Below are 13,554 nucleotides of genomic sequence, written 5' to 3'. Positions count from 1 at the left end.
CCTGCGCAGCGGCTTGTGTTAAGAGTCTAATCGTAATAGAATACTTTGCTTGAGACTGCACGAACCAAGATGAGCAGGATAATCGATGTCACGCCAAAATAAACCCATGACATCGCTGCGCTGAGACTGAAATCGAGCGCTTTGAATGCCGTATCGTTGATCAATACACTGAGCTTGTTGTAATTGTAGGAATCGATTACCGTGTAGATGATGTTCGTCAGAATAAGCGGACTGACCATCGGGAATGTGATTTTCCAGAAGGACTCATAGCTTGTGGCACCCTCGATCTTGGCCGCTTCGTATAATGACGGCGACACGGATTGAAGACCCGCTAGAAAGATTAAGATTTGAACCCCGGAATGGCTGATGATTTCGTAAATCCGATTGACAGAACCCGTAATATAGCTCGTAATCCCGCTGCCGAATCCGGACTGCAGCATGAGCGCTTCGAGCTCGCTGCTCTTCAAGCCTTCCCCATCAACGCCGCCCGTCACCGTCTGCGCGACTGTTGCCAAATCGCTGCTCTGTTCAATGGTAAGCAGATTGGTCGCAAGCAGCACGGGCAGGAAGAAAATCGCGCGCGCCAGCACTCTCCCGCGGAACTTCTGATTCAGCAGCGTTGCCGCAAACAAACTAAAAATAACAATGGAAGGGATGTTAATGACCAAATCAACGATCGATTCCATCAGCAGGCGGTTGAACGTCGGGTGTTTATAGAAGATCTCTTCATAGAACTTCAATCCCGCAAATTCGGTATCGAACCCGCCAATCGCCACCACCAGGTTGTTGAAGCTGTACACAAGCGATTGATAGAGCGGAATCGCAAACAGGAATATGAATCCCAGAAACCACGGACTGACGAACAGTACGCCGAGCAGCGATTTCTTTTGTAACAGGGTAACGCCTTTCATCATCGTTGTTCACCACCTACCGCATAACTTTCCTCTTCCATGCGCACTCCCTCGACGGTAACCGCCACCTTGTTATAATTGACGGTAATGGTCTTCCCGCCTTCATATGTCGTGCGGTATACCTGATCGGCCAGCTTCTCGTGGTTGACAATCGCCTGATTTCTGACATCCTTGAGCACTTCGTTCGTCTCGCGGTAATAACGCACGGCCTCGTTGAACCAATTTGCATAATGCGCCGAATACAAGTCGTCGAATTCCGTATTTCTCACCGAGGACGGTTTGTCATAGAACCATTGGTAATACACATTCGACCCGGTTTCCAACGTCTTGAGCACACTCGTCTTGTAATTTTGATCACGATTCATATTGATCGGCATGCCCGCATAATCGATATAACCATGCAGCACCATTTGGTAGAAAGGAACCTCGTCATCCGTAATGTTCAACTGACTGCTCCCTTGAGGCGCATTCACAATGGTCGCAACATAAGGCAGCACGCCCGCGTTTCCGCCGCTGACCATCGTTTTGCCTGCATGCTCTTTCAGCTGCTTCATGCTTTCCGTAATGATCGCTGCGCTGTTCTGCCGGTCAAGGGTCGCATCCTGCTTGACATCGGAATTCAGATCGTCGCCAAGGTCGCGCAGTGAGATCCCGCCGACATCCCACTTCTCGTAAGTCTTCATAAACTCGCTGGTCAGATCAAGGAGCTTCCTCGGCGACAGCAGGTAGTAAGCCAGCGTATCCCGATTCGTGGTCACCAAATCGGACTTATATTGACTGATGCCTTTGCGGAATAAGAACTGGGTGCCGTCGCGCGACGGCTTAAATCCGTGTCCGCTCCGGTACACCCGGAGGAAGGAGACATCCGGATATAAGTCGATTTGCTGCTCTTTGGCATAACGGACCAATTGCTGAAAGCCGTCCTTACCGCCGAGAACAGAGTCAATCGTGACATCGTCGGGATAATCATGATTCATCCCCTTGTTGAACCAACCCGAATAACGAAGCTGAATGCTGTTTACGTCCTTCTTCTTCAGCATCGCGAGCAGCGATTCTGCCTGTTCGAAGGTCGTCAACGATTTGACGGATTGGTAGGGAATGCCTAGAAACGTCTCGCGTACAGGAATGGAACCGATGATATCGAGCACGAAAGGCGTATCTGAAGCCGCTTCCAGCTTCGTCAACTGCTGCCGGCCAACCAGATAGTCCTGGTAATACTTAGCCATACCGACGTAATTGGCTGATTCTCCTGACAGAAATGCATACCGCAGCTTGATATTGCCCTTATACATGTCAGGAAACATCGGACTGTCCTTCTTCACTTGGCCTGCGCGGTACGTAAACAGCTCCATCGGCTTGAGCAGGAAGGAGGCGCTGACCCGATTGTACGAATTGACGCGTCCACTCACATCCGCGAGGATGGAAGCAACCGCGTCGCCTTCTTCGACGATGACGAAGAACGCTTGGTCGCCCTGTTTCATGCCATACACAGGCAGCCGCGATTTTTGCGTAAATTGCTTCGCCTCGCCCGGTTTATCCTTCAGCGTCTGATCCTTGCCATACAGCGGCATCTCATAGGGCAGAGCAGCCGTCTTGCCGTTATTCAAGTTGATCAGCGCACCCGAGCCATCCGGCACAAACATATAGCCATCCTGGCCCGGTCCGGCTGCACCGAACATTTCGAGCACCTGGACGGAATAGATCGGGAACTGTGCCGAATCCTTGATCTCTCCGACCGGAACCTGAACCACGAAGTTATCGCCGTCCAAGCCGTATTCGATCGGAATTGTGAACTTCGCGGATGCGGCAGACTGCTGCTCCCCGCCTTTGTTTTGTTCATTGTCGAGCTTGGCATCCTCTTCCGTATACCCGACTATGTCGAGAATGGCGACAACATCCTTCACGACATAATCCGGCATCTCCTTGCGCTTGTAAATCTGCGTGGCTTCGTCGAGGAAGAAGCGTTTTTCAATTTCGAATTTCATATCCTCGTCCTGAAGCTTGCTTAGGATCTTCTCGTCCATGCGCTGCTTGGTAATAAACTGCGGGATCGCTTCCATCCCCTTCGAGAAGTTCCCCAGCTGGTAAATCACTTTGACGCCCTTGTCCGTGGTCAGGATTTCGAACTGCTTGTTCTTGATCGCCTCGGCAAAGTTGTTCGAATAAAAGGTCTGTCCTTTATCATTGTTGTAGACAATGGATAATTGCGCCGATAGATTATCGCGATTAATCGCTTCCGCTTTCTCATCCGACTCGCGGTCCAACGGATTGGAATACCACATCCGGCCGCTGCGTTTGTCCTTAATCGCGATTTCTGTCGTGGATGGATCGATATACAGCTGTAGAGCTTCATTTTCCTTCACGAGGTTTAGCCCGCTTACGCTAGTATCCATTGTACCGGTAACACTGGCTGATTCAGCCTGCTGATCCGGGCTTGACGCACGGTCTGTCTCTTTATTGTCAGCTGCCTTGGTATCGCCCTTCACGGTTGTAATCATCTGTATGCTTACATACGAAACCAAACAGATCCCTACGATACCCGCCAGCATCCATCTCGCTGCTTTACGTCTCAAGCCTTATCCCTCCCCTTACAACCGAACGATGACTTCACGATACAACGCCTTGACGAAGGTGATCATCTGCTGCAGTAAGCTGAAACAGAGGAGGCCCAGGAAGACGATAAAGGCCATCACAAGTGCAGTCAATAACAACGTCAGCAGCGTTTTGCCGATTGAATACTGATGCACCGTCATCGTCCCGATGAATAATAACCAGATGAACCATAGGTACGCGACCGAATCCAGCAAGTAATAAAACGGACTTTCGTCGATGGTAATAAAGTTGCTTAACAGAATTTGCGGCAGGAAAATGATCACGAGGGGCAGCATCGCATAGCCCGTAGCCATCACGATATCCTTGAATTTCCCTTCCCCGTCCATCAACGTCGTGAGCGACCAATTCGAGATACAGAACAATAGGAACGGGAAGACGATAAATTTCAGCTCGTTGATGCTGTTCAGCTCATCCAGCTTGTTGAAATTGACGATGAACCCCGAGTATTGCCGCTTCAAGATCATCGTGATGACCAGCAGGAGCAGAATGAACACCGCAATCCCGATTCGCCCTTTGTTCTCGTACTTCAATTCCCAGAAGCCGCTGAATGGCCGGATCATCGTACGGAAGGGCGACTTGAGCACGCCGGTATCCACGAAGTGCACGGCCCGCTGCCTTCTCACCCAGTAGATGCGCACGCCAACAATGGCTGCCAGCATTCCGATCAAGACGGTCATGATAACCCCGAAATTCTCCCACATATACTCCGAGCGGTATCGCTTCAAGGCTTCAGAATAGTACTTCCGGTTATTGCCGTTCTTGAAATATTCCATCGCTTGCTTGTTATCGCCCTTCTTCAGCATTGCCTTGCCGATTCCAATGTAGGCGATATCGAAGTTGGCGTTTAATTTAAGAACGGCTTCCCAGTTCTCGGAGGCTTGATCGACCTTGCCGTTAAAATGCGCTTTGACGCCATCGCGTATGAGCATGCCGTAACGGGTCGGCGCAAAGATAATCAGCCGGTTCAAGCCGCCTTCCAGCACAACCATGCGATCACCCTGCATATCCATTGCGGTCGGTTTCTGGAAGCTGTTCGCACTCATGCCGACTCCACCGAACTGATACAGTAAATTGCCGTCGCGGTTATACGTAAATATGCGATTGCGCTTCGAGTCAAGGCCGCTGTACATGCCGCTTTCGTCGGAGATGACATCCACGAATGTCGAGCTCCCCGCATTCTGCACGGCTGTCTGCTGCTTTGCAGCATCGACCTGAATGGCGGAGACATCGCCGATCGGGTCAAAATAGCCTTCTCGCCGAAGAACGTCCTCCCCGCCGGGATTAATCCGTTTAATGGGCTTGGCTGCATTCACTTCCGAAGAAACGGCATAGATGAAACCGCGTTCGTCCAAATCCATATTGGCGAATTCAACCGGGAGGAATAGCTGCATCTGGCTGGCCTGTTCCTTCGTCGATATGCGTTTCCAGAATAGATCGGCCGGACTGAAGTGGACCTTGTTCGTGCCGACGTAACCACGGAAATTACCCTGCGCATCAAATTCCATAATGCCTTCATAGGCACCCTGCGCCACGACATAGAGGCGCTTCGTCTTGTCCACGGATACCTTGAGCGGGAAGTATTGAAAGCCCTTCGGAATAAAGCTCGATACCGGCGCACCGTACACGTTGATCAGCTTGCCGTCACCGGACAACTGAACAATACGCCCGTTCTGCGTATCGGCGATAAACATATCGTTGTTGCGGTCAACGAATATCCCGTACGGCTTATTAAACGTGTCGCTCTTGCCCTCGTTATCGAACGAGGTGATAACACCCGCAAGTTTTCCGCTGTCGTCCAGATGAACGATACGATTGTTGTTAGTATCTGCGATAAAGATATGCTGATTGGGACTTACAAAAACATCCTGCGGATCATTGAAATCTCCGATACCCAAGGCCGATCCATAGATCTGCTTCTCCGCCAAATACGGATAAGGCGCAGGCTCCGCTTCTCTCCAGTAGGAGTAGTTGTAGCCGTAATCAGGTATCGCCGCCGCTGCCGGAGATACTATGCCGGCGCTAAGAAGTCCAAGCAGGAGCAGCCATACCGAAACCTGTCTGATAGCCAAGCACGCTCCCCCCTTCTATCGTTAATCTTTCATGCCCGATGTCGACATGGTCTGGATTACATTGCTTTGCGTGAAAATAAAGATTGCAATGGGCACGGTCATCATAATAAGGGCAGCTGCTGCCATCGGACCGGAACGCACAAATCCGCCTGATAAAATTTGACTGAAGGCATAATCCATCGTCTTGAGCTGCTCGCTGTAGATATAGGAAGCGCCCTGACTGCCGCTGCCTGTTCCCCACAAGCCCTTGAACGAGAAGATAATTAACGTCAGCCACGCAGGTCTGACGATCGGCATGACGATTTGCCAGAAAATACGATATTCGCTTGCGCCGTCGATCTTGGCCGCTTCGAGGAGCGAATCCGGAATCTGCTCCATGAACTGCTTCATCAGGAACAGCCCCAACGATGTGGCGAAAGCCGGGAAAATAAGCGCCCAATACGTATTGAGCAAGCCCATCCAGCTGATCGTCAAGTAGTTGGGAATCGACGTAACTTGCGACGCAAACATAAGCGACAGCACGACGAGCGTAAACAGGAAGTTCCGGCCCGGAATCTTCAGCTTGGCAAGCGGGTAAGCCGCCATCGAGGCTAGAATGACATGGCCGGCTGTCCCCAGGAACGAGACGAAGAACGTATTGAATAAATAGCGGGAAAGCGGCACCCACGAGTTTGCAAAAATAAGAAACAAATCATAAAAGTTGTCCAGCGTCGGTGTGCGGACGATAAAGGTCGGCGGAAACAAAAACATCTCGTCGAGAGGCTTCAATGCCGTACTGATCATGAATACGAATGGAATCCCCATGAACGCTCCTGAACAAGCCAGCAAGGCAAAGACGATCAGATCGACAGGCATGGAACGGTTCAATTTCTTTTCTCTGCGTAAACGTATCGTAAGTTTCACGGCATTTATTCACCTACTTTCCGGAGAAGCCATTGAATCACCATGTTGGAGCCAAGCATAATCACGAACAGAACGGTAGCGATCGCACATGCATAGCCCATTTCAAACCGAATGGTCCCGAAGTCGTTCAAATGGGTAACGATCGTATGCGCCGCATATTGCGGACTCGGAAATCCGACCATGCTGGTCGCCACATCGGCAACCGCAAACGAGCTCGTAATTTGCATGACGGCTCCGAACATCAGCTGGGGCCGCATGGAAGGCAGCGTAATGAACCACAGCTCCTGCCACCGGTTCTTCACCCCGTCGATCGAACCTGCTTCGATCAAGGTAGCGTCCATGCTCTGCAGGCCGGCGATGAAGGCTAGGAAGGCCGTTCCCAGGCTGAGCCACAGCTGAACGATCATAATGATGATCAACATGTATTTGGGATCCTGCAGCCATTGAATCGGCTCGAGAATGAACCCCCATTTGATCAGGAAGGCATTCACGTAACCGAAGGAGTCACCTGAGAAGCCAACCTGCCAAATCAAATAGACATTGCCCGAAATCGACGGCGCATAGAAAAGCAGCGTGACGATCGTGCGAATTTTGGGCGATAGCTCGTTAATCAGCCAGGCAAGCAAGAAGCAGGCGATATAGCTAAGCGGTCCGGTAATAAGCGCGAACAATAATGTGTTTTTCAAGGCGATCAGGAAGACTTCATCTTTAATGAACAGCGTTGCGTAGTTCTCCCAGCCAATCCATTTGGGCGACTCCAGCACGTTGTAGTACGTGAAGCTGAGTCCAAAGGCCATTAAGACAGGGAACGCGGTGAAGATGAAGAATAAGACAAAGAATGGAGCGAGCAGCATATAACCTTGCCTTTGCTGTTTAACATTTTTCGCAAGTTCCGCCAGCTTGCCGTACTGCTTCCTGCGGACAGGAGCTGCAGCATGACGGCCTTGTGCTGGCAAACCAGCGCTCGATTGGACCGGCTCAGGAATGGTAATCGCCCCTCTTTCTAGTCATTCGGCAAACCGAACTCTTTACGCTTTTTCTTGATTTCATCGTTAATGTATCTCGTGTAATTGTCGATCGCTTCCCGTGGGTCTTCATTGGAGATGACCACGCTGCGGAAGGCATTGTCGAGATGCCGGCCGGTGAAATATCCGCCTGGCACTTCCGGAATACCTTTCACCCATTTCCATTGCTCCATCAATGTTTTGTAGTCCTTCACCTGCCACGGAAGCTGTTCGACGGCTTCGACATTAGCGGTCGCATAACGCCCGGCAGGACCGAATATCGCCTCATTCTCCAAACCGTACTTGGCCTGAATCTTGGAGCTGGCCCACCATTTCATAAACTTCCATGCACTCTCCTTATGCTTGCTGTCCTTCAGCATGACCGCCCCGCTTCCGTAAGAAGGCACATCACGGCGAATGGAGCCGTCCGGCAATTGGGTGCCTGGCGTAAGCGTAAAGTCCCACAAGCCCTTTAACTCGGGTGCGACGACGCTAATAATATTGAATTTCGTATAATCGGCGATGCCGATCGGCATTTCACCGCTGCGGAAGCGGTTGGTAAAGTCCGTCTCCAGAGGCAGCTTATACGTCGTGTACAGCTCGGACCATTGGATGAACGATTTCACGGATTCTTCCGAATCGAGCGCGCTCGCTTTACCATCGTCGGTGTACAGCTTCCCGTCTTCTTGGTACAGCATCGTACCGAACGTGAAGTTGACCGGTAAGTTTGCGCTATCCTGTACGTTTGAGCCCGTCTTGACCAGCACCTGGATCGGGAACCCGAATATCAGGTTCTGCTTCTGCAGCTCCGGCACCATGGCATAGACATCATCCCAGGTCTGCGGCACTTCCAAATTCATCTCTTCCAAGATATCTTTCCGGTAGAAGAGAACAGGGAAATATTGATCGCTTGGCAGCGCGTATACGCCGCCGTTGAATGAATACGGCACAAAGGCGCTTTCGCTGAACTGCTTCTTCATCTCATCGAATCCGGGGTATTTCGACAGATCCTCTACGCCGTTGCGCAGTGCATAGTTCAGCGGTTTATCATTGCCGACAGAGAAGGCTACGTCCGGCCCACGCCCCGCCAGCATCGCTTGCAGCAGGACCGATTCGGTCACAACCTGCAGATCGACGGCAACCCCCGTATCCGGCGTGAATGTTTCTTCGATCATCCGCTTTACGATCTTCGCTTGATCCAATCCCATCGTGATCCACACCTTGATCTTGTCGCTGCCATTCCCCTTAGAGGAACCCAGCGCATTATAATCGTTGAAGAACGATAAGAAGAAGGTGCCGGCCTGATGCTTGAAATTCCCCCATGCCGATGCGCCTGCCCGAGGCATCTTCCGATCTGGCGAGGCGACAACGAGATAGTCGATGGATAACGGCATGAAATTCACCGAGAAAATCCACGAGCCAAGTGAGCTGATGTTGGACTTGAATGTTTCCAGCCTGCGGGTAATGGTATTCGGATTGTCCGCCATGTCACGCAGCTGGTACACGATCCGATTCAACGTTGCGGTCCGGTCGCTGCTGCCGCCTGTCGTCTTCTCGATCCGTGCTGCGATCGTGGCGATCAGATCGGCTTGCTTACGGAACAAATCGATCATTTCGGGCAGTTTCTTATCCAGCTGGTAATCGCGGTATTCGTCAGGGACCGTGCCGGTCACCATGACGATCTTCCGGTAAATCGTGTTCAGCTCGAGCACGCTCGATTCAATGCTGCGCAAATACAGCGCCATCTCGCCCAGCGTCACGTCCATTCGCAGCTCATGCTTCCCTTTGGTTAAATAGAAGAGATACGGCTTTGTTCCATCACCGATTTCTTTCATTTCCCAATCGGATGAGAAATCAAAGGCAACACTCTCCATCTCGGAGAACGGCACTTTACCGTCTATCATCAGCTTGCGGTATGACGTCACCCCGCGCTGAATGCTTTGATTGTATTTCACTCCGATTTTATACAATCCATCCTCCGGCACTTCAATGTCCCATGTTATCCATTGCCCCGCTTCCGACCAATTCGCGGAACCGATCGTGTTCAACCGGATTTTGGATACATCATACGGTTCCATGGCCGCACTGCTGCGGTCCATCATGGGATAAAGCACGGCGCTTGATTTGATCCCGGCCGCCTCGCCCTGTATTTTCACAAGAGCATCGGCTGCCTCCTTGTAGCCCTGCTGCTTATACTGCTCCGCTACATCTTGATATGACGGAACCTTCTCCGTCTGGCGAAGCTTTATATAATCAATCATCATCGGTTCCTTGGCGGAAACGAGTGATATGACGTGTTTTCCCTTTGAGAAATAGAACGAATAAGGCTCTCCGTGGCGTCCGTCCGAGCTCTGTACGAACATTTCTTGCCATATCGGCACTTCCATTTGCGGAGTATACATGTCGTTCCCGTTATCGTCGCGAACCGTCTCACCATTATTCTTCCATAACCGGCGGAATACGAGATTCTTGGCTTCTGCAAATGGCAGCTTGCCGTCAATGATCAATTCACGGTCGATGTCTGAACCTTTTCCCTCCATAGGGCGAAACCGAAGCTCGATGTTATACAGACCCTCGTCCGGCACATCAAATTCCCATGAAACAGTCCCGGATTCACCGGTTTGAACGACTTTACCGCTTGCTCCGTCTATCCCGTCCACCACGTCGATCTGCATGCCTTCCGCCTTAGAGAACGTATCGCCGGGAATGGTCAGCTCGCGTTCGGGTCTGGCAGCTTGGGCGTATTGCGCCAGGTATTGGTCGTATCCATCCTTGTTCGTGGAACCAAGCTCTAATCCGGATATGGCTGGATCTCCTGTATAGTCCCCAGTCACAAGCGGTACGGGCTGCGGAAAAGTGACGCAAATAGCAGTCAGTAGGGCTACTACCGCCGCCATTCGATATGTTTTGGACTTTCGTATCATAGCGTGCCCCCTCCCGGATGCAAGACAGTACTCCGAGTGCTGCACACTTCGGAGTACCGCCTTCCACAAGTTTTTCAGCGATGATTATTTCTTCGTCGAAACGTCGATTGCCCCTTGCGCCATCGGCTTGATCCGTTCGATTGCAGTCGTCGGCGACTCCTTGCCGCTTGCGATATTCATGAACGCTTCCTCGACAACATCGGACAAGCCTACATAGGCTTTATAGTTGATGATCTTATACGTGCTGTCGAACATCTTTCTCATCGTGTCCAGCGATTCTTTGTTTTTCATGTTCGGCTCTTCTTTTTGCAGCTTGATGTCTTTGCCTTTTTTCACATCGAATTCAAACAATTCGCTGAAGGCGGATAGAACCGCTTCCGCATTCTTGACGCCCTTCGGAATGTACCAGAGGTTCATCTTGTCGTAAGGCACGACATACTCCGTTGCTTTCGGTCCTTTAGGGAAGTACACGTATCCGATATCGTTCGGCTTATCTTTCACGTAGCCAAGGTTATCCCAACGGTAACCGTTAACGAAAGCGATGCCCCCGTCGCCGAATGCAACTTGCTCATCCTTGTGAATCACTTTGTGAACGTTGTACAAGTCGTTATAGAATTGCAGGGCTTCCATTGTGTTCGGCGAATCGAGTGCAATTGTATTCGTGGTATCGTCTTCGATCTTACCTTCATTGGTGTAAATCAGGATGGAGGCCAGCAGCGATTCGCTGTCAACATGCAGCGGAACCTTGCCTCCGGCTTTGATGCTCTTCAATATCTCGAGGAATTGATCCCAGGTCCATTCTCCTTTTTCCTGCAGCTCATAAGGATCCGGTAAGCCCAGCTTCTGCAGAAGCGTCTTGTCGTAGTAAAGTCCGTGGCTTTCTGCATACGGCTCTGATATCCCATATTGCTTGTCTTGGAACTTCCCGTTCGTCATGGTGACCAGATTCTCGCTAAACGCCGGCAGACTTAAATCGATAACGTCATCGATCGGCTGCACATAGCCTTCTACAACCAGCTTCGGAAAAGCTTCACGCAGCGGGATCATAACGATATCCGCGAACGGTTCGCCGGCAACGGAGGACGTAATCAGACGGGCCGTCGTATCCGTTACGGTGACGTATTCGATTTTCGTATTATATTTTTCTTCAACCTTCTTCTGCAGCGCCTTCTCTTCATCGTTCAAATAAGCGTCCATGCCCCACCATTGACCGATACGAAGCGGTTTGCCGCCAAAGTCCATAATGGGTTCAGGCTTCGGATCTTCCGTCTTCGGATCCTCCGCCTTCTCCTCTGGAGCCGTCGTACCCGCATTACCTGTGTTTGCCGGCTGGTTTGCATTGTTATTGGCCGGGTTGTCCGAACCGCCACTTGCGCACCCAACCAGATTGATGATCAAAGCGAACATAAGTACAATGGGCCATACCTTCAACATTTTCATCGAATTTCCCCCATAATTGGATTTTTTTAGCGGTTTTATTCCAAAAAAAATAACCCATGCTGGTATTGCTTCTTTTTACAACTGTTCAACCCTCGTGAACTTCCAGGCATCCCCCCTTTAAATTTCCCATTCACCGTATGTTTGAAATCGCTTTCACTTTAGCGAGTGAATCATTATTTCTTGAGCGAGATATCAATTGCCGCTTGGGCCTGCGCCTTGATTCTCTGCATGCCCGTTACGGGTGATTGCTTGCCGGCCATAATTTCTTTGACCGATTCCTCGTACAGTTCATTGAATCCAATATAAGATGTGTAATCCACCAGCTTAATCTTGTTGAACATCTTCCGCAGCGTTTGCATATTCTGCTCCGTCTTGAAATTCGGCTTTTCTTTCTGTAGCCGCACATTATAGCCCTTCTCCATATCCATTTCGTACAGCTCTGACCAGGCAGCCCATTTGGCTTTAGCATATTTGGTCCCTTTCGGCATGAACCACAGGTTCATTTTCTGATAGGGTACGATATAATCCTTCGCCTTCGGGCCTTTCGGAAAGAACACATAGCCCATCTCGTCCTTCATAGCTGGATTGCTGCTGTAGCCTAATGCATCCCAGCGGTAACCGTACGCGAAAGCAACGTTTCGCTCCACGATGCCCTCTTCGCCGATTAGGTCGTCGTCGGCATACAGCTTGCGCATGAATTCAATCGCTTCCATAGCGTTAGGGCTGTCGAACGCCACCTTGTTGTTCTCGACGACAGCGCCGTCATTCGAGTAGATGAAGAATGTCGAATTCTCCACCGGGTAATCGGCCAGGCATGGAGTGCCCTTCTTCTTCAACGCCTTGCATATCGTCAAAAATTTGCTCCACGTCCATTCCCCTTTCTCCTGCAGCTCATAGGGATCAGGGGCACCTGCTTCCTGGAGCAGCGTTTTGTTGTAATAAAGCCCGTTGCTCTCGGCGTAGGGAAGTGTAATGCCGTATTGCTTTCCTTTGAATTTGCCATGCTTCATCGTGATCGGATTGGCGCTGAATCTCGGGTCGTCTAGATCGATCAGACCGTCTAGCTCCTGAAGGTATCCCTCTTCTACTAATTTCGGGAACGCCCAGTTTACTTCTAACATAATAATATCGGCAACCGGCTGCCCGGCAATGGAAGATGTAATCAAGCGGGATTGAACTTGATCGAGGGGTACGGGTACATATTGGATTCTTGTATGGTACTTTTCTTCTACTCTGCGCTGCCGTTCGACTTCTTCAGCCGTCAGCTCGCCTTCCATCTCCCACCATTGAGCAATACGAAGCGGTTCACCCTGCAAATCAAGCCCCTCTTCTGCTAATGACGAATTGGAGGCGGTTGTATCCTGCACGGTAATCGACCATTCTTTCTTTGCCCTTTCATCCGTCTCAGCCGTTAGGTTATTCTTCCCTTCGTCCGTACTCGGAGATGCTTCTTCTAGATCGGAAGAGAAGAACCAGAAGGCCGAAATCGCAACCATAGCCGCAAATAATAGCGTTACCCATTTGTTCTTCATATCGATCACCTCGCAGCAGATGTTGTTCATGGCCTCGGATGAACGAACCCGTGAATCCGAAGTGAAATCATCTCCACACAGTAATCATCGGCGATACACGATATTGTCTACCGCTTTCATAATTTCACTATAGAGGAATGGTTTTCGGATTTGTATTC

8 protein-coding genes are annotated in these 13,554 nt (G+C 50.6%); all 8 read right to left on the bottom strand.

The window, feature by feature from the left end; all coding sequences use genetic code 11:
• Positions 1–26: 26 nt before the first annotated feature.
• Positions 27–914 (bottom strand): carbohydrate ABC transporter permease, encoded by an 888-nt coding sequence (locus tag NNL21_RS21690; protein ID WP_204820352.1) that lies wholly within the window; start codon positions 912–914, stop codon positions 27–29.
• Entirely contained in the window at positions 911–3,484 is a 2,574-nt protein-coding gene (locus NNL21_RS21685) for a DUF5696 domain-containing protein (RefSeq protein ID WP_204820353.1), read from the bottom strand. Before NNL21_RS21685 ends, NNL21_RS21690 begins: the two co-directional genes overlap by 4 nt.
• A gap of 15 nt (positions 3,485–3,499) precedes the next feature.
• On the bottom strand, positions 3,500–5,593 hold the full coding sequence (locus NNL21_RS21680; protein WP_204820354.1) for a YIP1 family protein: 2,094 nt from the start codon (positions 5,591–5,593) through the stop codon (positions 3,500–3,502).
• A gap of 21 nt (positions 5,594–5,614) precedes the next feature.
• On the bottom strand, positions 5,615–6,496 hold the full coding sequence (locus NNL21_RS21675; protein ID WP_204820355.1) for a carbohydrate ABC transporter permease: 882 nt from the start codon (positions 6,494–6,496) through the stop codon (positions 5,615–5,617).
• Positions 6,497–6,501: 5 nt separating this feature from the next.
• The gene (locus NNL21_RS21670) at positions 6,502–7,452 is read right to left on the bottom strand and encodes a carbohydrate ABC transporter permease (protein WP_204820356.1); all 951 of its coding nucleotides are present in this window, start codon (positions 7,450–7,452) and stop codon (positions 6,502–6,504) included.
• A 47-nt stretch (positions 7,453–7,499) separates the two neighbouring features.
• Positions 7,500–10,424 carry an extracellular solute-binding protein gene (locus NNL21_RS21665; RefSeq protein ID WP_256555387.1) on the bottom strand — a complete coding sequence of 975 codons (2,925 nt, stop codon included), beginning with the start codon at positions 10,422–10,424 and terminating at the stop codon, positions 7,500–7,502.
• Positions 10,425–10,508: 84 nt separating this feature from the next.
• Positions 10,509–11,864, bottom strand: coding sequence for an ABC transporter substrate-binding protein (locus tag NNL21_RS21660; protein WP_204820357.1), 1,356 nt, complete (start codon positions 11,862–11,864; stop codon positions 10,509–10,511).
• A gap of 173 nt (positions 11,865–12,037) precedes the next feature.
• On the bottom strand, positions 12,038–13,396 hold the full coding sequence (locus NNL21_RS21655; protein ID WP_204820358.1) for an ABC transporter substrate-binding protein: 1,359 nt from the start codon (positions 13,394–13,396) through the stop codon (positions 12,038–12,040).
• Positions 13,397–13,554: the final 158 nt, after the last annotated feature.

The sequence above is a fragment of the Paenibacillus mendelii genome (genome assembly GCF_024498075.1).
Classification (GTDB): domain Bacteria; phylum Bacillota; class Bacilli; order Paenibacillales; family Paenibacillaceae; genus Paenibacillus_Z; species Paenibacillus_Z mendelii.
This window is presented reverse-complemented; position numbering and strand designations above follow the sequence as displayed.